The following is a 22,834-nucleotide window of genomic DNA, read 5'->3' on the forward strand; positions in this document are numbered from 1 at the left end:
ATATCTGGTTTGATGGTTGTTAGGGCGATTTACCGAGTGACGTCCAACGAATTTGAAGATCGACCCTGTTTTTTAATGGGACCACATTCTTTTTGACCGCAGGTGTCGCACCGGAGCAACATCGTGCAATGCAACAAAAAAGGCGGCTGTCGCCAGCCGCCTCGTTTGATCCGAAAAGGATAGCCTCGCCTTACTTGGGCGACAGCACCATCAGCATCTGCCGGCCTTCCATGCGCGGATAGGCTTCAACCTTCGCCACTTCGGTCGTATCCTGCGCCACGCGCTGCAACACCGCCATGCCGAGCTGGCCATGGCTGAGTTCGCGGCCGCGGAAACGCAGCGTCACCTTAACTTTATCGCCCTCACCGATGAACTCATGCACCTTCTTCATCTTGGTGTCATAGTCATGGTCGTCGATGTTCGGACGCATCTTGATCTCCTTGATCTCCTGCGTCTTCTGCGACTTGCGCGCGAGGTTGGCCTTTTTCTGGGCCTCGTACTTGAACTTGCCGACGTCCAGATACTTCGCGACCGGCGGGTCAGCGTTGGGTGACACCTCAACCAGATCGAGACCCAGCTCCTGCGCAGCCGCCATCGCCTCGCGCGTGTACATCACGCCGAGATTCTCGCCCTCGTGGTCGATCACGCGGACCTTGGGGCTTTGGATCCATTCGTTGAAACGAGGACCGTTCATCGGCGGCGCCTGATTGGGTCGGCGCATCGTGGGAGGACGTATGGGTATAGCTCCTGTGTATCTGAATGTCAGTATATAGTGGACTTGCGTCGATTGTGAAAGGTCGGTGCCGATACGATCGGTCGTTATACCGGCATGGCCGCCAGCGTGCTCTTGGCGGGCGCGAAGAAATACTCGCCACCGCGGTGACTGACGAACTCTTCGAAGGTCGCTGGCGTCGTCGGCGTATCGCGCACTCCCCATTTTCCAGGAATCTGCAAAGGCACGGCCGCGGCAGTGCCGCGCTGGCCGATGATCGGATCGCGGCCCGTCCCGGCCGCCACGAAACCGGCGGCATTGGCCCAGCTCTGTTGCGTGAATTCAAAACCCGTCGCCAGATCGCGGTGATATGCCATGAACATCAGCCCAACACCGCCTGGTGGCTCGTTGCTGGGATCGGTGACGCGGTTGCGACGGCCATAGGTCATCCCCCGTCGCGCCATGATGTGCGATCGCTCTTCATGATCGTTCGGCAGTCCGAATTGACGGCGCACGTCACCGCGCGGGTTCGTCTTGCGGATATGGGCGTGGAGCGGGCATCGCAATCCATCCGGATCGGCTGCATAATCGAAATTGTTCATCACTGGATTGTCACCACCGGGATCGCGCTGACTGACGACCGGCGTCCCGTCCTCGAACCGGCCGACCAACATGGCGCCGGCGAGTTCGCCCAGCCCAGTTTCGTCCGCCAATTCCTCCTCGATCCGTTTCTTGAAGGCCGCGACATTCTGTTCGAGTTTGCGGAACACGAAATAGCTGCCGAAGGCGGTGCCGCGATGCGGCGATCCCGGATCAGGCACCAGCACCTGTCCGATCGGAAACTCCGGATTCCACACGCTGATGCCGTCGCTCTCGTCCGCCTCGCGCCGGACCAGTTCCTTCAGCATCAACGGCTGGCTGCGGCCATCGACATAACCGAAATGCTCGATCCCCTCGATCTTGTGGATGCCGCTTTCGTCGGTGCCGTTGTCGCGAAAGATCGCGCGGCCCGTCTCGGCGGCAACGACACGGGCGCGCCGCCCCATCAACTGGCGGATCGCCTTCTCGGCGGTGCGAACCTCCGTCGATCCCCAGCTCCGGCGCGAATCGGGGTTACCGCCGATCAGGATCATCGCATCGATCCGTTGCCGGTACGGCTCCTCCAGCGCGGCAGGCGCGGGGTCGTTGAGGATCGTCCGGCGAGCCAACATACCCTGATCGAAGGCGCCCCCGTCGGACGGGCGTTTCGACAATTGCAGGGCCGCATAACCGGCGGACGACAGCATGAACGCCACGAAGGGCGGTGCGGATGGCCCGCCATGCCGAAAGGCCTTCGCCGCCTGCAACTGAGCGCGGGCAGAAGTAATGTGGTTATTCAGATCACGAACGAAGGCGCGACCCTTTTTCGGATCGTCGAATTTCAGGAAAAGATGTCGAGTCGATTTGCGACCATGGCCATCGAGAATATTTCCCTGAAGATCTTCAAGCATCTTCAACTGTTCGGAATTCGCGCTGGTCCATTCCAGTGCATGGGTCAGATCGATCGCCATTCCCCGTCTCCTCGCTGTTCCGGTTATTTACCAGAAACAGAAGAAGACGGGTGCACATCAGTCGATAACAAATCTCAGTTATTACTATTCCGCATGTCGGGGGCCAGTGCTTCGCGGCGCAACATATCGATCGCGTCGTCCAGCGTCAGTATTTCCTGACCCTGACTACCCAGGCGGCGCAGTGCGACCTTGCCTTCCTCGGCCTCACGCTTTCCCACCACCAGTAGGTTTGGCACCTTGGCCAGCGAATGCTCGCGCACCTTGTAGTTGATCTTTTCGTTGCGTAGATCGGATTCGACGCGGATGCCCACCGCCTTCAACCGGGCGACGACATCACGCGCGTAATCGTCCGCGTCCGACACGATCGTCGCCACCACCGCCTGCACCGGCGACAGCCATAGCGGGAAGCGACCGGCATGGTGTTCGATCAGGATGCCGATGAATCGCTCGAACGTCCCCAGGATCGCACGGTGGAGCATGACCGGGCGATGCCGGTTGCCGTCTTCGCCGACATAGGATGCGTCGAGCCGGTCGGGCAGCACCCGGTCCGACTGGATCGTGCCGACCTGCCACGTGCGCCCGATCGCGTCGGTCAGGTGGAATTCCAGCTTGGGTGCATAAAACGCACCCTCGCCCGGCAACTCCTCAAACTTTTCCTTGATCGTGTCGGACAGCGTCGACTGCATCACCGCCTCGCGCAGCTCCGCTTCCGCCTTGTCCCACATCGCGTCGTCGCCGAAACGTTTGTCGGGACGCAGCGCCAGCTTCACCGCATAATCCTCGAAGCCGAGATCCTTGTAGACGCTGTCGAGCAGCTCGCAGAATTTGCGGACCTCGCCCACCAACTGGTCCTCGCGCACGAAGATATGCGCGTCGTCCTGTGTGAACTGGCGTACCCGCATAATGCCGTGCAGCGCGCCGTGGGGCTCGTTGCGGTGGCAGCAGCCGAATTCCGCCATGCGGATCGGCAAGTCGCGATACGACTTGATCCCCTGTTTGAAGATCAGGACGTGCGCCGGACAGTTCATCGGCTTCAGCGCCATAAGGTCGCCTTCGCCCGACAACACGGCACCGTCGTCTTCCGTATTTGGAATCTCGTCCGGCACGACGAACATGTTCTCGCGATACTTGCCCCAGTGGCCGGACTGCTCCCACTGGCGCGCGTCCATCAGCTGCGGCGTCTTCACTTCCTCATAATCGGCGGCATCCAGCCGGCGGCGCATATACGCCTCCATCTGCCGCCACAAAACGAAGCCCTTGGGGTGCCAGAACACCGAACCCTGCGCCTCCGACTGGAGGTGGAACAGGTCCATCTCCTGCCCGATCTTGCGGTGGTCGCGCTTGGCCGCCTCCTCCAGCCGGAACAGATGCTGGTCGAGCTGCTTCTTATTCAGCCAGCCGGTGCCATAAATGCGGCTGAGCATCGCGTTCTTCTGGTCGCCGCGCCAATAGGCGCCCGACACGCGCGTCAGCTTGAACGCCTGCGGGTCCAGTTTCCCGGTCGAGGCCATGTGTGGCCCCCGGCACATGTCGAGCCACTGGCCCTGACGATAAATCGTTAGTTCCTCACCCTCGGGCAGTTCGGCGGCCCATTCGGCCTTGAACGTCTCGCCCTGTTCGGTCCACCGGTCGATCAGCTGCTGACGCGACCAGACCTCGCGCACGAACGGCTCGTTGCGGGCGATGATCGCGCGCATCTCCGCCTCGATCGCGGGCAGATCGTCCTCGGTAAAGGGCCGATCCTTTGGCGCGAAGTCGTAATAGAAGCCGTCGTCGGTCGCCGGGCCGAACGTGATCTGCGTGCCGGGGAAGAGATGCTGCACCGCCTCAGCCATCACATGCGCCAGATCGTGGCGAACCAGTTCCAGCGCATCGGTTTCATCCCGCGCCGTCACCAGCGCCAGTGCGGTGTCACCCTCGAACGGCCGGCTCAGGTCGCGCACCTGCCCATCGATCCGCGCCGCCAGCGCCGCCTTGGCCAGGCCCGGGCCGATCGCGGCGGCTACGTCCGCGGGGGTAGTTCCGGGCGCAACCTCGCGGACGGAACCGTCGGGCAGCGTGATGCGGAACATGGCGGACATGGAGAAACTCGCAACAGACAAGAGGGGCGCGGCTTATGCCGCCCAGCGGGGCATACAGGCAAGCGCCGCGGGTGTCACCCGATCCGGCGCCTGACGGCATCGCGGGCGAGACTGGCAAACCAGCGATCGACCACCGGCTGTGGTTGGCGGCTGCCCGCGACATAGGCGACGATCAGGATTGGCTTGCCCGACGGCGGCAGCAACAGGCCGACGTCACCCGCCGCATTGCGATCGATCCGGGTCGGCCGGTCGGTCGTATAGGTGCCGGTCTTGTGTCCGGCCCGCCATCCCGCCGGCAATCCCGCTGGCAGACGATCGGCGCCGGTCTTGCACGCCAGCAGCCAGTCGGTCAGCCGGTGCCGCGATCCTCGCGACAACACCGCGCCGAACAGCAACCGGTCGAGCGTCCCCAGCATCGCCGCCGCGTTCGTCGTATCGCGCGGATCGCCCGGCGGCACACGGTTGAGCGCGGGCTCGTTCCGGTCGAGCCGGGTGATCGGATCGCCGGCCCGTCGCAGCCATGCCGTCAGTCCTTCCGGTCCGCCGACCACGGGCAGCAACAGGTTGGCCGCGCTGTTGTCGCTGACCGTCACCGCCGCCTCGCACAGATCCTTGATGCTGAGCGAAGCCCGATCGCCGCCGGCCGCCGTCAGCGCCGCACGAACCGTCGGGGCGTACCCCAGCAGGTCGTCCGGCCCGAAAGAAATCCGCTGGCTCAGCCGTTCCAGCCCGCGATCGGTGCGCGCCAGCACGCATGCCACCAACAGCCATTTGAACGTCGAACACATCGGCATGCGGTCGTTGACGTTTACGCCGGAAAAGCGGCCCGTAGCCTTGTCGAGCGTCGCCCACGCCGTCACCACCCCCGGCGCGGTCACGCCGAGCGCGGGCGCGGCGACCCCCGCCATGACGCCGCCAATCATGACGCGCCGGGTCATCAGGCCATCGAAGGTCAAACGCTCCGTCATCAGGCGATGCCGAACGGCACGACCATGTTGGACTGCGCATGGCCGATCTGCGCGCGCCCCAGATACGGCACGCCCATGTCGCGGCACCAGCGATCCATCATGAACTCCAGCGTCTCGCCCCAGGGTGGCTCGTTCGCCTGAATGTCGTTGACCAGCCCCAGCCGCACCCCCGCCACGCCCTTCAACTGGGTGGCGTTGGCGATCGTGAAGAGCATGCGATCGACATTATACAGCGGCTCCGACACCTCCTCGATCATCAGGACGTGATCCGCCAGATCAGGCAACCACGGCGTCCCCACCAGCGCCTGCAGGATGGCGAGGTTGAACGCCACCGCCGGTCGCCCCGCCAACCCCGGCTCCAGTCCCTGCTGGTCGCGCCGCAGTAACCAACCGAGCGTCCGTGCGACCGTCTCGTCACCCTTGGCGCGGTTGATGTCGGCCGCCATCGGCGCATGTACCGGCCGACCGATCCCGCGTGTGTAGAGCGCGGCGAGCAGGAATCCGACATCGGAATAGCCGGCATAGCTCTTGTTCCGCGCGGCCGGCGCCAGTTTGGGCATCACCTCCGCCAAGATGCGGTTCGATCCATAGCCACCACGGGCGAACCAGACCGCGCCGAACGACGGATCGTTCGCCACATCCAGAAACGCCGCCGCCCGCACCGCGTCCGACCCGGCGAAATGCCCCTCGCTCATGAAGCATTGCGGATGAAATACCAGATCGATCTCCGGATAGGCGATCGCCGCAAAGGCACCGGCCCGCGCCGCCACGATGGGATCGATCGGCCGTCCGGGCGCCACCACGCCTATCCTCAACACTCTTCCCCAACGCTTGCCCCGGTCCGCCGATCTCGATAGCCCGCCTGCATGGAGCACGGCAAATTCTTCTTCGTGGGGCTCGGTGGATCGGGCATGATGCCGCTGGCGATGATCGTCCGCGCGCGGGGCGGTGACGTCGCCGGATCGGATCGCGGTTTCGATGCCGGTCGCAGCACGCCGAAGTTCGACGCCTTGGCCGCCGCCGGTATCCGCCTGTTCCCGCAGGACGGCAGCGGCATCGCCGCCGACCGTCTGGTCGTCGCCTCCGCCGCGATAGAGGATAGCGTTCCGGACATCGCCAGCGCCCGCCGTTTGGGCGCGCCGCGCGCCACCCGCGCCGAACTGCTCGCGCGCCTGTTCAACGAGGCCGCGCTGCCGATAGGTGTCGCCGGCACCAGCGGCAAATCGACCGTAACCGGCATGATCGGCTGGATCCTCCACGCCACCGGCCGCGATCCGACGGTAATGAACGGCGCGGTGATGAAGGACTTCGTCCGTCCCGACACACCGTTCGCCAGTGCGCTGGTGGGCAGCGGCGACGCGTTCGTCAGCGAAGTGGACGAAAGCGACGGCTCGATCGCGCTCTATTCGCCAAGCATCGCCGTGCTGAACAATGTCAGCCTCGACCATAAATCGCTCGACGAGCTTCGTCAGTTGTTCGGTGACTTCGCGGCCAAGGCGACGACGACGATCGTCAATATCGGCGATCCAGAGGCCGCCGCGCTGGCCGCCACGCTACCGGCCAAGACGCTGGTGACCGTCGCGATCGAATCGCCCGCTGATCTGATGGCGGAGAATCTGTCGCCCGAACCCTTCGCAATCGGGTTCGATCTGGTCATACGCGACGCACGACACCGGGTGCGGTTGTCGGTTCCCGGTCGCCACAACGTCGCCAATGCGCTGACCGCGATTGGTGCGGCAGTCGCGGCGGGGGTGGATCGCGATGAGGCGGTCGCGGCGATCGCCGGCTTCACCGGCCTGCGCCGCCGTTTCGATCTGGTCGGCGAGGCGGCCGGTGTCGCGGTGATCGACGATTTCGGGCATAATCCCGATAAGATCGCCGCCACACTCGATACGCTGCACGCGCATCCCGGCCGGCTGCTGATCCTGTTTCAGCCGCACGGTTATGGTCCGCTGAAGGTCATGGGCCATGAACTGGCGCGCACCTTTGCCGAGCGGATGGCGCCCGACGACGTATTGACGATGCCCGACCCCGTCTATTTCGGCGGCACCGTCAAGCGCGAGGTCGGCAGCGCCGACATCGTCGCGGCGGTTGCGAAAGCGGGAAGACAGGCGTGGCACGACCCCGACCGCGCCGATGCCGCCCGCCGGCTGGTCGAACTGTCGCGACCGGGCGACCGCATCATCGTGATGGGCGCACGCGACGACACGCTGAGCACATTGGCCGCCGATATGCTTACCCGGTTGGGCGATTAGGCCGCGCGACGGTTGCCCTGCCGCATCCGCTTCACCGCGTACATCGCCTGATCCGCCTGCGCGATCAGGCGTTCAAAGCCATCCGCGATGGCCCCCTCCGCCAGCCCGATACTCAGCGTCGGGCGCGGCGAGAGGTTTGTGCAACGGCCGATTTCCTGATCGAAGCGAAGCTCGATCGCGTCCGCCAGCGCCCGCGCTTCTTCGTGCGACAGGCGCGGCATCACGCCCAGAAACTCGTCGCCGCCGGTCCGGACCAGCGATCCACGCGAGCCGAGCACCAGCTGGCCGGTTTCCGCCAACAGGCGCAGCGCCGTATCGCCCACCGCATGGCCTTCGACATCATTCAACGCCTTGAACCGGTCGACGTCGATCATCATCACCGCAACCTGCCCGTCCAGCCGCTGGCGCAACTGCGCCAGCCCCATTCGGTTCAACGCGCCGGTCAGTGCATCGTGACACGCCAGATCGGCCAGCGATCGGTGGCTCCGCTCGGCATCCAGCAGCAGCAACGAGAATCCACGAAACACGATGAAGGCGATGGCGCTGGCTGCCAGCCACGACGCCAGGTCATCCGCCGGCCCCAGCAGCGTCGGTCCGATCCGGCCCGTCGCCGCCAGCCATGCGCGCCCCACGAACAACGGCACCGTCGCCCCGAACAGAAACGCCATCAGCCATGAATTTTGCAGTCCCTGCCGCTGCGCCATCCGCACCGCCATATAGGCGACCGCCAGATCGCAGCACGCCCGAACCGCGCACAGATAGGCTATCCGTCCTACAAACGCCTGCGGATCGCGCGACAGAAACAACGGCACCGCCGCGATTGCAACCAGGATCATCAACGGCGCCGCCCTCGCCTGCGGACGCTCGAAGACGCGGACGCCCTGCAACACCATCGCATAGCCGATGATCGACAATATGTTGGGGATGAACACCGGCATGGCGATCGACCTCACGTCGAATATGGCCACCATCAAGCTGCTGCAGCCGACCGCAATATGGCCGAAGCCCCACCACGCCGCCCAGGGGGCAAGGCGCCCGGTCAGCCAAGGAATTAGGTGCAGGACGCCCGCCACCGCAGAAGCGAGTGCAGCCACCGCATAGAGGGTGCCCATGTCGAGAACCATGTCGTTCCTTGGTCGCCCTGCGCGACCCGAATCACTCTAACATGGATTGGTTATCACGTCGTTGTCGCCACGGCGTCATAAACGGCGCGCCTTGATTCTGGCGATGATCTACCGCGCGTTTCCACTGGGCGGCCTGCATCGGCGATGGCAAAGCGTATCTTATGACACCTCCTGCCGCCCCCCGCCCGCGCCTCGCTTTCCATCACACACATGGCACCGGCCCGACCATCGTCTTCCTGCCCGGCTACGCGTCCGACATGAACGGGACGAAGGCGATCGCGCTGGAGGGATGGGCAAAGGCCAATGGTCGCGCCTTCGTCCGCTTCGATTACGCCGGCTGTGGTCAGAGCGAAGGCGCCTTTGCCGATCAGACGCTGGCCGGATGGCGCGACGACGTGCTGGCGATCCTGGACGATGTGGCGACGGGGCCGGTGGTGCTGGTCGGATCGTCGATGGGTGGCTGGCTGATGGTGCTGGCGGCACGCGCGCGGCCAACCCAAGTCGTGGCGCTCGTCGGTATCGCGCCGGCACCCGATTTCACCGACTGGGGCTTCACCATCGATGAAAAGATGACGATGCTGAACCACGGTAAGCTGGAACGCGCTAATCCCTATGGTCCCGAACCCACGCTCTATACCCGCGCCTTTTGGTCGTCGGGGGAAGCGAACCGGCTGATGTTCGGGCCGATCGCGTTCGACGGTCCGGTCCGCCTGTTACAGGGGCAGGCGGATACCGACGTACCCTGGCAGCGCACGATGCAGTTAGCGGACCTGATCCGTTCAGCCGATGTGCAGACCATGCTGGTCAAAGACGGCGACCACCGCCTGTCGCGCGCGTCCGATATCGCGCTGCTGATCCGCGCGGTCGAGGATGTGACGCGATGATTGCTGCCCTTTCGCTGCTGGCCGCACAGGTCGCCGGCCCGCCCGCCCCGCCGCCGACCGAGTCCTGCGCCGCCCTGGCGGCACGCGATCCGGCCAGCGCGCGGGGCAATGCCGAACGCTGGCGCCTCGCCGGGGGTGGACCGATGGCGCGTCAGTGTATGGGTCTGGCCTGGGCGAAGGACGCGCGCTGGCTGGATGCCGCCGCCAGTTTCGAACAAGCCGCTCACGAGGCAGAGGTGGCGCGCGATCCCGCCGCCGCGACCTATTGGGCGCAGGCCGGCAACGCATGGCTGGCCGCGGCCGATCCGACCAAGGCCCGCACCGCGCTCGATGCCGCACTGGCCGCCGGTACGCTGACCGGTCTCGATCTGGGGGAGGCGCAACTCGATCGGGCACGCACGCTCGTCGCCTTGCAACAGCCGGCGGCCGCGCGGCTCGATCTCGATTCAGCGCTGCGTAATGCGCCCGACGACCCGCTCGCCTGGCTGTTGTCGGCGACGCTTGCCCGGCGGATGGGCGACCTGCCCCGCGCGAGCACCGATCTGGACGAAGCGCTGAAACGTTCACCCGACGATGCGGCGGTCCAATTGGAGGCAGGCAATCTCGCCGCGCTCACCGGCGACGAGACCGCCGCGCGGCGCGCGTGGGGAGAAGCCGCCCGGCTGGCGCCGACCCTGCCCGCCGGCCGCAGCGCCACCGCCGCGCTCGCCCAGTTCGGCAGCACCGGCTCGCACTAGGGATATGTTCGACCGCCGGGGGGTTGAAGCGCTATACTGACCACCGGAGAGACGATGCGCTACCTACACACCATGATCCGCGTGACCGACCCCGACGCGACGATCCGATTCTTCGAACTGCTAGGGCTGAAAGAAGCCCGCCGCATGGAGAACGAGAAGGGTCGTTTCACGCTGATCTTTCTGTCCGTGCCCGGCGACGAGTCGGCGGAGGTCGAGTTGACCCACAACTGGGACCCGGAGGAATATCAGGGCGGCCGCAACTTCGGCCACCTCGCCTACCGGGTCGATAATATCTATGACACGTGCCAGCGGTTGATGGATGCCGGCGTCACGATCAACCGGCCGCCACGTGACGGCCACATGGCATTCGTGAAGACGCCCGACGGCATCTCGATCGAACTGTTGCAGGACGGCTCCCTGCCCCCGGCCGAGCCGTGGGCATCGATGCCCAACACCGGAACTTGGTGAAATGACCGCCACGCCCCCGCTTCAGATCGTCGCGGTGCCGGTGCTGACCGACAATTACGCATGGCTGATCTATGATCCGAAGACCGATGACGCCGCCGTCGTCGATCCGGGCGAAGCCGCGCCGGTCCTTGCCGCCGCGACGGAGCGGGAGTGGCACATCTCTCAGGTGTGGACGACGCACTGGCACCCCGATCACACCGGCGGCAATGCCGACATGAAGCGGACCGGCGTAACGATCACCGGTCCGCACGCCGAAAAGGAGCGCATCCCGACGCTCGACACCTTCGTGCGTGAAGGCGATGTGATCCGGCTGGGCAGCCACACCGGCAAGGTGCTGGCAGTTCCCGGCCATACCGCCGGCCATGTCGCGTTCCATTTCGCCGACGATGCGATCCTGTTCACCGGCGACACGCTGTTCGCGATGGGATGCGGCAAATTGTTCGAAGGGACGCCCGCCGAGATGTGGGCGAACATGGAACGCTATGCCGCGATGCCCGCCGACACGGTCGTCTATTGCGGTCACGAATACACCAAGTCGAACGCGGCCTTCGCCGCCCATGTCGAACCGGACAACGCCGCGATCGCCGATCGTCGCGCGGCCGTCGATGCCCTGCGCGCCCGTAACGAACCGACTGTGCCAACCACAATCGGTCAGGAACGCGACACCAACCCCTTCATGCGCGCCGGCTCCGCGGCACGGTTGGGTGAGCTTCGCACGCAAAAGGACGGCTTCGTGGCTGACCCGCCGTCTTAACTGGAGAATGTCGATGCGATCCCTGTTGATCCCCCTCGCCGCGATGACGCTGGTCGGTTGCGCCGGCAGCGGTTCGCGAACGCCCGACAAGCCGCTGGGCGAACAGATATCGTACGACAGCGGCCAGAAACTCGATCAGGCGCTGGCGGGCCTGACACCCGGCAAACCGGAAAGCTGCCTGCCCCAGACCCGCACGCCGTCCAGTTCCTCGTATGGACGCACGATCGTCTATCGATACAGCCGTAACCTGATGTACCGCAACGACATGGGTCCGGGCTGCGAGCGGATGGGCAATTCCGGGGACGTCATGGTCGCCAGCACGCCATTGGGTCGGTTTTGCCGCGGGGACATCGTCCGTCTGGTCGATCGGGTATCCGGCTTCCCGACCGGCAGTTGCTCGTTCGGCGATTTCATCCCTTATCGAAAGGCCCGCTGATGCACCGGAACGTCGCATTCGCACCCCTGGCGCTCGTTACGCTCGCCATCCCGTCGTCGGCCGCCGAAAAGGATTTCCTCGCCGGTCGCGTGGCGGGAAAGCCGGTCACCTGCATCGATCCGCAGATGAACAACGGACCGACGATCATCGATGCGGACACGATCCTCTACAACGCCAATGGCCGGCGCCTGTATCGCACCGGTCCGGTGGGGAAATGCCCGTCGCTGCGGCCGATGACTACGCTGATCGTCGAAATCCGATCGGGTCAGCTTTGCCGCAACGACCTGTTCCGGGTGCTGGAACCCGGCACCAGCATTGCTTCGGCCTATTGCCGCTTCCGCGACTTCACGCCGTATGAGAAGCCGAAGAAGCCCTGACACGTCGTTGTTGCCAGCGCAGCGAGGCAACGACGAACGGTTTAAAAATGGCTGTTACTACAACACGAACCGGCTGAGGTCGGTGTTGCGCGCGATGCTGGCGAGCTGCTTGTCGACATAGGCCGCATCGATCGTCAGCGTCTCGCCTTGCCGATCTTCCGCGCCGAAGCTGATCTCCTCGAGCAGCTTTTCCATCACCGTCTGCAACCGACGTGCACCGATATTCTCAATCTCGCCGTTCACCTCGGCCGCGATCCGCGCGACCGCGGCGATGCCGTCTTCGGTGAACGCCACCGTCACGCCCTCGGTGCCGAGCAGCGCGCGATACTGCGCCGGCAACGATGCCTTGGTGTCGGACAGGATCGCCACGAAATCCGCCTCGGTCAGCCCCTTCAGCTCGACGCGGATCGGCAGGCGTCCCTGCAATTCGGGCAGCAGGTCCGATGGCTTGGCGACATGGAACGCGCCGCTGGCGATGAACAGCACATGGTCGGTCTTCATCGGCCCGTATTTCGTCGCGACCGTGGTGCCTTCAATCAGCGGCAACAGATCGCGCTGCACGCCCTCACGGCTCACCGACCCGCCGCCACGATGCTCGGACATCGCGATCTTGTCGATCTCATCGAGGAAGACGATGCCGTTCGCCTCCGCATCTGCCAGTGCGAACCGACTGACCTCGTCCTGATCGAGCCGCTTGTCCGCCTCTTCCTCGACCAGCTTTTCCCAGGCAGCCCGCACCGTCAGCTTGCGTCGCTTCAACTGCTGGCCGCCGCCAAACGATTTCATCATCTCGCCGAGATTTATCATCTGCGGCGCGCCACCCGGCACCTCGAAGGGCATCGCCGGCGCCTGTTCCAGTTCGATCTCTATCTCGCTCTGGTCGAGATGCCCATCGGCGAAGCGCTGCTTGAAGCTCTCACGCGTCGCCTGGCTGGAATCCTTTCCGACCAGCGCATCCAGCAGCCGGCCCATCGCCGCCTCTTCGGCCTTGTCCTTCACCGCGATACGGCGGCGTTCCTTCTCCAGCCGGATCGCCTCCTCGACCAGATCACGCGCGATCTGCTCCACGTCGCGGCCGACATAGCCAACCTCGGTGAATTTGGTCGCCTCGACCTTCACGAACGGCGCATCGGCCAGCTTCGCCAGACGCCGGCTGATCTCCGTCTTGCCGCACCCGGTGGGCCCGATCATCAGGATGTTCTTCGGTGTCACCTCATCGCGCAGGTCGGCCGACAGTTGCTGCCGCCGCCAGCGGTTGCGCAGCGCCACCGCCACCGCGCGCTTGGCGTCGGCCTGACCGATGATGTGGGCGTCAAGCGCGGCGACGATCGCCTTGGGGGTAAGCTGTTCGTTCATGATCTACTCGCTCCCCTCCCGCTTGCGGGAGAGGCTGGGGGTGGAAAAGCCACGGGCGGTTAGGTTTCGGGGCAATGCCCTCCCCCTGCCCCTCCCGCGAGCGGCATGGGAGTTCAGGTCGCGCTATCCATCACTTCAACCGTCAGCCGGTCGTTCGTATAAACGCAAAGCTGCGCCGCGATCGCCATCGCCTTGCGGCACACCGTCTCGGCATCCGCTTCGTAATCGACCAGCGCCCGCGCCGCGGCCAGCGCATAGTTGCCGCCCGACCCAATCGCCGCGACGCCCGCTTCCGGTTCCAGCACGTCGCCGTTACCGGTCAGGATCAGCGTCACGTCCTTGTCGGCGACGATCATCATCGCCTCCAGATTGCGGAGATATTTGTCGGTGCGCCAGTCCTTGGCCAGCTCGACCGCCGCGCGCAGCAATTGACCCTGATGCTGTTCCAGCTTGCGTTCCAGCCGCTCGAACAACGTAAAGGCGTCCGCGGTCGCACCGGCGAACCCGCCGATCACCGATCCGTCACCCAGCCGCCGCACCTTGCGCGCATTGGGCTTCATCACCGTCTGGCCCATCGATACCTGGCCATCGCCGATCAGCACGACCTTGCCACCGCGTCGCACCGAAAGGATCGTCGTGCCATGCCAAACCGGCATGGAGTTATTGTTACCGCTCATGCGACGGATATGGGGCGCCGTGCGGCGGGATCAATCGCCGCACGGTGCAAGGGTTCGCGTTACGAAACCAGCTTGTCGACCTTCGACTGCAACTGAGCCAGCGACGCCTTCAAGGCGGCGATCTCGTCGTCCTTGCTTTCCGAAGTGGCGGTTTCTGTCGCTGTCGGTGCGGCAGCAGGTGCGGCGCCGGGCACCCCGCCGATTGGCGGCTTAAATGCACTGGCCGCCGCATCGAACATCGCCAGATTACGCTTAGCCAATTCGGCGAACGGCGTCTGCGCGAAGGCTCCTTCGACGGCGGAGCGGAACTGGTCCTGATTGCGCCGGAAATTGTCCATCGATTCGGCCAGATAACCCGGCACCATGCCCTGCATCGAATCGCCGTACATCGAGATCAGCTGGCGTAGGAAGCTGACCGGCAGCATCGCCTCGCCCCGGCTTTCCTCTTCCATGATGATCTGGGTAAGGACGTTGTGCGTGATGTCCTCATCGGTCTTCGCGTCGACGACCTTGAAATCACGCCCCTCGCGCGTCATCGTCGCCAGATGTTCGAGCGTAATGTAGGATGATGTTTCGGTGTTGTAGAGCCGACGGTTGGCGTACTTCTTGATGGTGACGATACCGGTGGTGTTCTGCTTCTTCATGGCTCTCCCCTTCCATGTCTTATGACGAGCCTACACGCCGCGATACCGCGCCGCAACATGCACCACGCCCGCTGCCCTTATTCATGGCCATGCTGCGCAACGAGACCGCAGCATCGCCCTACCGCCGCCGCGCCGCGCTGGCCGGTCTGACGGCGTATCAGAATGCCGATCGCCCGCCCCGGCCGCCCGCGCTGCCGATGCAGCATCGCCACGGCAGGGCCACATTGAACGGCACTGGCGGCGCAGGCCGGCCGGTGGTGCTGATCCCCTCACTCATTAATCCCTCGACCATCCTAGACCTCACGACCGAACAATCACTGGTGCGCTGGCTGGGGGATCGGGGTCATGCCGCCTGGCTGCTGGACTGGGGTGTACCAACGCCCGACGACCGCGATCTCGATATCGCCGGCCATGTCGAACAGCTGCTACTCCCACTACTCGTCCGGCTGGACGAGGCACCTGTTCTGGTCGGCTATTGCCTCGGCGGCACCATGGCAATGGCCGCCGCCGCGCTACATCCCGTCGCCGGCCTCACCACCATCGCCGCGCCATGGCATTTCGCCGGCTATGGCGAGGCCCGCGCGCCGCTCGCCCGATTATGGAACGGCGCGCGCGACGCCTGCGCGGCGATGGGCCTCGTGCCGGTGGAGTTGCTGCAGACCGGTTTCTGGACGCTCGACGCCGCCCGCACCATCGCCAAGTACGAAGCGTTCGCCACCGCCACCGGCGATGCCGCCCGCGCCTTCGTCCGGCTGGAGGACTGGGCCAATGCCGGCGCGCCCCTAACCTACGCCGCCGGACGTTCGCTGTTCGAGGACATGATCGCCGCCGACCTGCCCGGCACCGGCGCCTGGCAGGTCGGTGGCCGCGCAATCGTGCCACAAGCCCTGACCTGCCCGATGGTCGAATTCGTCTCGCTGCCCGATCGCATCGTCCCCGCCGCCACCGCGATCGGCCTGCCCGACCGGCGCGACGTCGCCGCCGGCCATGTCGGCATGATCGTCGGCGGCAAGGCACGCAACCAGCTATGGCATCCGCTTGCCGACTGGATCGCCGGCCTTCCTCCGCCTAGATAGAACCCAACAACGGATTCGAGAGGATAGCTTCATGACCGCACCCACCGATATCGTCATCGTCGCCGCCAAGCGCACGCCCGTCGGCAGCTTCCTCGGCGCGTTCGCCACCACCCCGGCGCATGAACTGGGCCGTGTCGCGATCGAGGCCGCGCTGACGCAGGCGGGCATCGCCGGCGAAGACGTATCGGAAGTCATCATGGGTCAGGTCCTCACCGCCGCGCAGGGCCAGAACCCCGCGCGTCAGGCATCGATGGCCGCCGGGGTTCCCAAGGAAGTGCCCGCCTGGGGCGTCAACCAGGTCTGCGGATCGGGTCTGCGCGCGGTGGCGCTGGCTGCACAGGCGGTGGCGACCGGCGATGCCACCATCGTTGTCGCGGGCGGACAGGAATCCATGTCGCTCTCCACCCACGCCCAGAATATGCGTGGCGGCACCAAGATGGGATCGGTCAGTCTCGTCGATACGATGGTGCATGACGGCCTGACCGACGTCTTCAACGGTTACCACATGGGCATCACCGCCGAAAATCTCGCCGAGCAATATCAGGTGACGCGCGGCGAGCAGGACGCCTTCTCCGTCGCCTCGCAGAACAAGGCCGAGGCCGCGCGCGGATCGGGCCGATTCAAGGATGAAATCGCGACCGTCACCATCAAGGGCCGCAAGGGTGACACCATCGTCGCCGATGACGAATATATCCGCGCCGGCGCCACCCTCGACAGCGTCTCGGGCGTCCGCCCCGCCTTCAAGAAGGACGGCACCGTCACCGCGGCTAACGCCTCCGGCCTGAACGACGGCGCCGCCGCCATCGTCGTAACTAGCCGCGCCGAGGCTGACAAGCGCGGCCTGACGGTGCTCGCCACCATCAAGAGCTGGGCATCGGCGGGTGTCGATCCGTCGGTGATGGGCATCGGCCCCGTTCCCGCGACGAAGCGGGCGCTCGCCAAAGCCGGCTGGACCGTCGCCGACCTCGACCTGATCGAAGCCAACGAAGCCTTCGCTGCGCAGGCCCTGTCGGTCGGCAAGGAACTGGGCTTCGACTCCGACAAGGTCAACGTCAACGGCGGCGCCATCGCGATCGGCCACCCGATCGGCGCCAGCGGCGCCCGCGTGCTGACCACGCTCATCTACGAAATGGGCAAGCGCGATGCGAAGAAGGGTTTGGCCACGCTGTGCATCGGCGGCGGCATGGGCATCGCGATGTGCTTGGAACGGTGAACGGAAGATTGCGGGTGCGTTACGAATATGTTGCAATGCTGCAACATCCATTCAGCAATCTGTAAGGTTGTATTAAGGCCCGCTTGCATCGATCGGGGAAAATCGGCTCACTGAGGACAGGGCACAAAGCCAATCCAAAGGGGCCGATTTTGTCGATCAACCGTTTTCTTGGCGCAACGGCGCTGGTAAGTTCCATGCTGCTGACGTCTGCAGCATTTGCTCAGTCCACGACCGGGACCGCCGGCACACAGGACAGCGTGAACATCCCAAATTCGAACCCGGCAGGTCAGACCCCGCCCGAAGAGGGCAGCAGCGATCCTGCTGAAATCCTCGTCACCGGTTCGCGTATCCGGTCGCCCAATCTCGAATCGGTTTCGCCGATCACCGTGGTGACGGGTGCTCAGCTCTTCGAGACGGGTCAGGTGTCGGTCGGCGACGTTCTCAACGAGTTGCCGCAGCTCCGCCCGACGTTCAGCCAGCAGAACTCGACCCGGTTCCTCGGCACGCGTGGCCTCAATCTGCTTGATCTCTATGGTCTCGGTTCGCAGCGTACGCTGGTGCTGGTCAATGGCCGCCGCCATGTCGGTCAGGACATTCTGCTCAACGGTGTTTCTGTCGACATCAACACGCTACCGTCCGATCTGATCGAGCGGGCCGACATCGTAACGGGCGGCCAGTCGTCGGTATATGGCTCCGACGCCATTGCCGGTGTCGTCAACTTTATCCTGAAGGACGACTATGACGGCCTGCAGATGCGCGGCCAGTCCGGCATCAGCAAGTATGGCGATGCCGCTACGCAATACGTATCACTGCTCGCCGGCAAAAATTTCGCCGATGGCCGGGGCAACATAGCCGTCGACCTGGAATTCTCGCACGCCGAACGGTATTTCGCCAGCCAGCGCCCAGCCTTCCGCCAGAACAACGGTTTCGTTACAGTTGATACGGACCCCGCCGGGTCCGTAAACGGTTCGGACGGTGTCATCGATCGCGTTTTCTTCAACGACATTCGCTCGGCAACGATCTCCACCGGCGGTCAGCTTGGTTTCCGCTACGCCAACAGCGCAACCGCGCCCTGCGGTGTCGATGCCGTCGGCAACTCGTTTACCTGCGCCTATCTGTTCCAGCCGGGCGGCACGTTGACCCCGCAGACTGGCCTCCGCGTCGGCCTCGGCCCGAACGGCAACTTCATCAACGGCAATGGCTATAGCGGTCGCGAAGGTCAGCTTTTGACCTTCACGCCGGATTTGAAGCGTTATTCGGCCAACTTGATCGGCCATTTTGAGATTTCACCGGCGCTGGTGCCGTATATCGAGGCGAAGTATAGCCGCACGGACGCTTTCGGGTCCGTCAGCGGTCCCTTCTTCTCGCAGGGCACGACTCTCAGCGACGTCACCGCGATCACCGGCTTCACTGACCGATCGCTGGTCAATGGTGGCGCCGGCGTGAACCGTGAAGGCATCCGGGTGGACAACCCATTCCTGAATGCTCAGGCGCGGGCAACCATCACTCAGCAGCTGACAGCGGCGTTGAACACCAACGTTAATCCAAACACTGGCACCTCATATGGCACCACGGCGGCTGGTGTCGCCAACCGCGCAGCCACGCTCGCGCAGATCGCCGATGGCAGCTATCGTTTCAATCTTCGGCGCAACTACGTCGATCTGGGCATTCGCGACGAAAAGATTCGGCGTGAAACGTATCGGATCGTGGGCGGCCTGCGCGGTACGTTCAACGACGACTGGAGCTATGACATCTCCGCGAACTATGGCGAGTTCAAAGAGAAGAATTTCATTCAGAACAACATCAACCGCCAGCGTTTCCTCCTGGCGAATGATACCGCCCGCAACGCCGCTGGCCAGATTGTCTGCCGTTCGCAAATCGATGCGCGCTATGCCGGGATTGATCGTGGTGGCAACCCCGCGCAGCTCGCAGCCGATGTGGCCGCGTGCGTTCCGCTCAATCCGTTCGGCGACGGTTCGATCAGCGATGCCGCCCGCCAATACCTGACAGTCGCATCCCGCGCAGAGGGCAAGATCACCCAGTTCGACGCCCTGGGTTATGTGTCGGGCGATCTCAGCCAGTTGTTTGAATTGCCGGGCGGCCCGATCAGCTTCTCGATCGGTGGCGAATATCGCCGTGAAACGAACTTCTACGATTTGGATGATCTGACGCAGGCCGGTTACGCCTTCTACAACGCCATCCCGCCGCTTAGCCCCCCCACGGCGTTCGAGGTGAAGGAAGCATTCGGCGAAATTCGCGTGCCGCTGTTGGCGAACCTCCCGCTGATCAAATCCTTGACGCTGACGGGATCGGGCCGCGTTTCGGATTACAAGGGAAGCACCGGCACCGTTTACACCTATAGCGGTGGTGCCGAGTGGCAGGTGATTGACGATTTCCGTCTTCGCGGCAGCTACTCACGCGCCGTCCGTGCACCGAACCTTGGTGAACTTTATTCGGAGCAGTCGCAAAACTTTACACCAGCACCGAATGATCCGTGCTCGGCGCGCAACTTGGCGACGGGTTCGGCAAATCGCGTAGCAAACTGCACCGCAGCAGGCCGTCCGGCTGATTACGATTTCGTATACACCTCATCGCTTGAAATCCTCAGTGGCGATAATCCAAATCTGCGCGAAGAAACGTCTGACTCGTATACGGGCGGTTTCGTGTTCACCCCGACCTTCCTGCCAGGCTTCTCGATGTCGTCAGATTCTTACGACATCACGGTAAATGACGTCATCACGTCGACTGGCACGCCGCAGCAGATCCTCAACCTCTGCTACGACTCGGCGTCGCTAAACAACGCATTCTGCGGCCTGTTCCAGCGCGCAGGCGCATCCGGCGGCCCGCGTGGTGAACAGCCGTTCCGGGTGCTGGAAGGCTCATTACTTCAGGCATCGGCGAACTTCGCTAAGCTGAAGGTTCGCGGCATCAATACCGATGTCGCTTATCGTCACACCTTCGGTTCGACCACGTTCGACCTCTCGGCGCAGTGGACCCGCGCGATCCAGAACGACTCGTTCACCAATCCAGCCGACGTAACATTCCGCGACCGGCTTCTGGGCGAACTGGGTAACCCCAAAAACCGGGTGAACGTCAACACGTCCGCCAAGTTCGGGGCGGTCACCGTTGGTTATCAGTTCCGCTTCATCGACCGGATGTATCTGAACACGTATGAGGACTATAACGCCCTTAACGGATTGCCGCCGCAGAACACCGATTACGCACCGATCGAGCAATACCCGACGGTGACGTATCATGACGTGCGCTTGAACGTGGCGGTCAACGACCGGTTCAACACTTATATCGGTGTCGACAACGTTGGTAACAAACTGCCGCCTTACGGCCTCACGGGCGTCGGCGCCGGATCGGGCATCTACGATGTCCGCGGTCGCTTCGCCTATGTCGGCGCGGTAGCCAAGTTCTGATCATCTGATATATATTTGAGGAGGGGCCGGGATTTTATCCTGGCCCTTTTTCGTTTTTGGATCGGGTGGTCGTGCTGAACTCTCTGCTGGATCAGGTTCACATCCTGCTATCGACGGGACGCAAGGATGAAGCGATCAAACTCACTCGCGATGCTCGCGACAAGGGGGATGCGGGCGCCCAATTTCAATGGGCGATGTGGCGGCTGATCGGTGATCCGCTGCCGCGCGATCTGTCGGCTGCGCGAATATGGCTCGCTCGGGCACGGCTTGGGCAAACTGACGCCGCGGCGGTCGAAATCGCGCTGACCGCCAATGGCAGCGGCGGCCCTCAAAATTGGCAGCAAGCCAGATTGCTGTTGGATGCCGCGACGGATGACGCCGCAGAAGTACAGCGCCGGTTACTGTTGAAGATGCAACTGGATGATAGCGGTATGCCGCTCGAGGTACCGCTCGGTACACCCCTGACCGACGATAGTCGCATCGGCCGCTTCCCAGCATTTCTGTCGCCGGATGAATGTGCGCATGTAGCGCAAGCGATGGCAATGCGCATGGAGCCGGCTCTTGTGGTCGACCCCGCCACCGGCCGGCAAACGCTCCATCCGGTGCGGACGTCCGATAGCGCCGTCGTCAGTCCCACCGTGGAGAACTTGGCCTTGCGAGCGATAAATTTGCGGATCGCGGCCGCCACCTCGACCCATGTCGATCAAGGTGAACCGCTTACCATTCTCCGATATCGACGTGGGCAGCAATTCCGACCCCATCATGACGCGCTGAGTCAGACCAGAAATCAGAGGTCTATGACTATGCTGATATATCTGAACGAGGGCTTTGTCGGCGGCGAAACCATCTTTCCATCTTATGACCTGTCGATCGTGCCAAAGGGAGGCGATGCCATCTTGTTTCACAACCTCTTGAACGATGGGATGCCTGATCCCAAGATGCGTCATGCCGGTGCGCCGGTCAGACAAGGGTCTAAGTGGTTGGCAACGCGCTGGATCCGCACGCACCGATATGATCCCTGGAGAGGTCCTGAAAACATCTAAACCCAGCTGCGGGCATATCGATTACCTAGTCCCGTCAATAACTCATAAGCAGACAGTCCCGTCGCGGTACTCTGCGCAGCAAGATCATAACTTACGCCGACCCAATCCTCTTCCTCAAGCCCTTCGCTCGCAGAGCATTGCAAGATCACCAGATCCATCGAAACCCGCCCCAGCACCGGCAAGCGATGGTCCCGAAAACTGGCCGACCCAACCCCTGAAAATGCCCGGCGATAGCCATCGGCATAGCCCAAATTCACGACCGCCACCTCGGTATCCTCCGTCGCGGTCCACGTGGCGTTATATCCCACGCTTTCCCCCGCCCGCACGCTTCGGCGCTGCAGGACCTGCGCTTCCGGAAACACGACCTGTCGGATCGCCGCCGCCATCTCCGCGCGCGGCGCGCCGCCATATAGCGCCAGTCCCGGGCGGGTCAGGTCGAACGTATAATCCGTGCCCAGACCTATACCCGCGGAATTGGCCAGGCTCATCCGTCGCGCACCCGTCACCCCGGTCAGTTCCGCAAAAGTCGCACGCTGACGCTCGCTCATCGCGCGGGCAGCGTCGGTATCCTCGTCGGCGGAGGCGAGGTGGCTCATCAGAGTTTCGATCGCCAGACCGTCGAGCAGGCCACCACGAACCTTGTCGGGCGACACGCCCAACCGGTTCATGCCGGTGTCCACCATCACGTCGCACGCCCCGCCGCCCGCTTCGCGCCAGCGTGCGATTTGCTGTGCCGTGTTCAGCACCGGACGCGCGAAGCCGGCCATCGCCGCCGGCATATCCTCGGGCCGCACGCCGTGCAGGACCGACACCGGCAGGCCGAGCGGGGCCAGCGCCTGCGCCTCGCTCCACGTCGCGACGAAGAAATCGCGGCACCCCGCCGCCGCCAGCCGCTCCACCACGCCGGTCGCGCCCAGACCATAGCCATCGGCCTTCACCGCCGCCCCGCACGCCGCCCGACCGCTCAGACGATCCAGCGCGCGCCAGTTATGGACGAGTGCCTCGCTGTCGAGACGCAGGCGGAGCGGAGCGGGAATATCGATCACGTCGGCGA

Annotated in this window: 21 protein-coding genes; 11 read left to right on the forward strand and 10 right to left on the reverse strand. The window is 63.9% G+C overall.

The window, feature by feature from the left end; translation table 11 throughout:
• Positions 1 to 190: 190 nt before the first annotated feature.
• The 5 genes from infC to ASG67_RS15080 form a co-directional block, all read right to left on the reverse strand.
• Positions 191 to 721, reverse strand: a complete 531-nt coding sequence (gene infC, locus ASG67_RS15060) for a translation initiation factor IF-3 (RefSeq protein WP_056531786.1) — start codon at positions 719 to 721, stop codon at positions 191 to 193.
• Positions 722 to 819: 98 nt separating this feature from the next.
• Positions 820 to 2,262: a Dyp-type peroxidase gene (locus ASG67_RS15065; protein ID WP_056531788.1), complete on the reverse strand. Its 1,443-nt coding sequence runs from the start codon at positions 2,260 to 2,262 to the stop codon at positions 820 to 822.
• A 74-nt stretch (positions 2,263 to 2,336) separates the two neighbouring features.
• A complete protein-coding gene (thrS, locus tag ASG67_RS15070) occupies positions 2,337 to 4,343 on the reverse strand; it encodes a threonine--tRNA ligase (RefSeq protein WP_056531790.1) in 2,007 nt (668 codons plus the stop codon).
• A 74-nt stretch (positions 4,344 to 4,417) separates the two neighbouring features.
• Positions 4,418 to 5,311 (reverse strand): class A beta-lactamase, encoded by an 894-nt coding sequence (gene bla, locus ASG67_RS15075; RefSeq protein ID WP_056531792.1) that lies wholly within the window; start codon positions 5,309 to 5,311, stop codon positions 4,418 to 4,420.
• Entirely contained in the window at positions 5,311 to 6,126 is an 816-nt protein-coding gene (locus tag ASG67_RS15080) for an LD-carboxypeptidase (protein WP_056531795.1), read from the reverse strand. The genes bla and ASG67_RS15080 overlap by 1 nt, the downstream gene beginning before the upstream one ends.
• A gap of 51 nt (positions 6,127 to 6,177) precedes the next feature.
• On the opposite strand from ASG67_RS15080, the gene ASG67_RS15085 reads away from it, so the two are divergent.
• Positions 6,178 to 7,566 carry a glutamate ligase domain-containing protein gene (locus ASG67_RS15085; protein ID WP_056531797.1) on the forward strand — a complete coding sequence of 463 codons (1,389 nt, stop codon included), beginning with the start codon at positions 6,178 to 6,180 and terminating at the stop codon, positions 7,564 to 7,566.
• On the opposite strand, the gene ASG67_RS15090 is transcribed toward ASG67_RS15085, so the two are convergent.
• Complete coding sequence (locus ASG67_RS15090) at positions 7,563 to 8,690, reverse strand: sensor domain-containing diguanylate cyclase (RefSeq protein WP_056531799.1); 1,128 nt, start codon at positions 8,688 to 8,690, stop codon at positions 7,563 to 7,565. The genes ASG67_RS15085 and ASG67_RS15090 overlap by 4 nt on opposite strands.
• A 161-nt stretch (positions 8,691 to 8,851) precedes the next feature.
• On the opposite strand from ASG67_RS15090, the gene ASG67_RS15095 reads away from it, so the two are divergent.
• Genes ASG67_RS15095 through ASG67_RS15120 form a run of 6 tightly spaced genes read left to right on the forward strand, consistent with a single transcriptional unit; the run spans position 8,852 to position 12,346 of the window.
• A complete protein-coding gene (locus ASG67_RS15095; protein WP_056531801.1) occupies positions 8,852 to 9,574 on the forward strand; it encodes an alpha/beta hydrolase in 723 nt (240 codons plus the stop codon).
• Complete coding sequence (locus ASG67_RS15100) at positions 9,571 to 10,311, forward strand: tetratricopeptide repeat protein (RefSeq protein ID WP_056531803.1); 741 nt, start codon at positions 9,571 to 9,573, stop codon at positions 10,309 to 10,311. Before ASG67_RS15095 ends, ASG67_RS15100 begins: the two co-directional genes overlap by 4 nt.
• 54 nt (positions 10,312 to 10,365) lie before the next feature.
• Entirely contained in the window at positions 10,366 to 10,779 is a 414-nt protein-coding gene (locus tag ASG67_RS15105) for a VOC family protein (RefSeq protein ID WP_056531805.1), read from the forward strand.
• Between the two features lies 1 nt (position 10,780).
• Complete coding sequence (gene gloB, locus ASG67_RS15110; RefSeq protein ID WP_056531807.1) at positions 10,781 to 11,533, forward strand: hydroxyacylglutathione hydrolase; 753 nt, start codon at positions 10,781 to 10,783, stop codon at positions 11,531 to 11,533.
• Positions 11,534 to 11,546: 13 nt separating this feature from the next.
• Positions 11,547 to 11,969, forward strand: coding sequence for a hypothetical protein (locus ASG67_RS15115; RefSeq protein ID WP_156460849.1), 423 nt, complete (start codon positions 11,547 to 11,549; stop codon positions 11,967 to 11,969).
• Positions 11,969 to 12,346, forward strand: coding sequence for a hypothetical protein (locus ASG67_RS15120; protein ID WP_056531810.1), 378 nt, complete (start codon positions 11,969 to 11,971; stop codon positions 12,344 to 12,346). The genes ASG67_RS15115 and ASG67_RS15120 overlap by 1 nt, the downstream gene beginning before the upstream one ends.
• A 57-nt stretch (positions 12,347 to 12,403) precedes the next feature.
• On the opposite strand, the gene hslU is transcribed toward ASG67_RS15120, so the two are convergent.
• The 3 genes from hslU to phaR form a co-directional block, all read right to left on the reverse strand.
• Positions 12,404 to 13,702 (reverse strand): ATP-dependent protease ATPase subunit HslU, encoded by a 1,299-nt coding sequence (hslU, locus tag ASG67_RS15125; RefSeq protein WP_056531812.1) that lies wholly within the window; start codon positions 13,700 to 13,702, stop codon positions 12,404 to 12,406.
• Between the two features lie 113 nt (positions 13,703 to 13,815).
• Positions 13,816 to 14,379 carry an ATP-dependent protease subunit HslV gene (gene hslV, locus ASG67_RS15130; RefSeq protein ID WP_321163546.1) on the reverse strand — a complete coding sequence of 188 codons (564 nt, stop codon included), beginning with the start codon at positions 14,377 to 14,379 and terminating at the stop codon, positions 13,816 to 13,818.
• Positions 14,380 to 14,438: 59 nt separating this feature from the next.
• A complete protein-coding gene (phaR, locus tag ASG67_RS15135; RefSeq protein WP_056531814.1) occupies positions 14,439 to 15,023 on the reverse strand; it encodes a polyhydroxyalkanoate synthesis repressor PhaR in 585 nt (194 codons plus the stop codon).
• 14 nt (positions 15,024 to 15,037) lie between these two features.
• On the opposite strand from phaR, the gene ASG67_RS15140 reads away from it, so the two are divergent.
• From ASG67_RS15140 to ASG67_RS15155, 4 genes are all read left to right on the forward strand, one after another.
• On the forward strand, positions 15,038 to 16,099 hold the full coding sequence (locus ASG67_RS15140; protein WP_235535239.1) for an alpha/beta hydrolase: 1,062 nt from the start codon (positions 15,038 to 15,040) through the stop codon (positions 16,097 to 16,099).
• Positions 16,100 to 16,130: 31 nt separating this feature from the next.
• Entirely contained in the window at positions 16,131 to 17,312 is a 1,182-nt protein-coding gene (locus ASG67_RS15145) for an acetyl-CoA C-acetyltransferase (protein WP_056531816.1), read from the forward strand.
• Between the two features lie 149 nt (positions 17,313 to 17,461).
• A complete protein-coding gene (locus tag ASG67_RS15150) occupies positions 17,462 to 20,737 on the forward strand; it encodes a TonB-dependent receptor domain-containing protein (RefSeq protein ID WP_235535240.1) in 3,276 nt (1,091 codons plus the stop codon).
• A 65-nt stretch (positions 20,738 to 20,802) separates the two neighbouring features.
• Positions 20,803 to 21,780 carry a 2OG-Fe(II) oxygenase gene (locus tag ASG67_RS15155; RefSeq protein ID WP_156460850.1) on the forward strand — a complete coding sequence of 326 codons (978 nt, stop codon included), beginning with the start codon at positions 20,803 to 20,805 and terminating at the stop codon, positions 21,778 to 21,780.
• Here the strand turns inward: ASG67_RS15155 and alr are convergent.
• Entirely contained in the window at positions 21,777 to 22,817 is a 1,041-nt protein-coding gene (gene alr / locus ASG67_RS15160) for an alanine racemase (protein ID WP_056531980.1), read from the reverse strand. The two genes, ASG67_RS15155 and alr, sit on opposite strands and share 4 nt — an antisense overlap.
• Positions 22,818 to 22,834: the final 17 nt, after the last annotated feature.

Origin of the sequence: Sphingomonas sp. Leaf339, from assembly GCF_001426195.1 — a bacterium.
In the GTDB taxonomy this organism is placed as follows: Bacteria; Pseudomonadota; Alphaproteobacteria; order Sphingomonadales; family Sphingomonadaceae; genus Sphingomonas.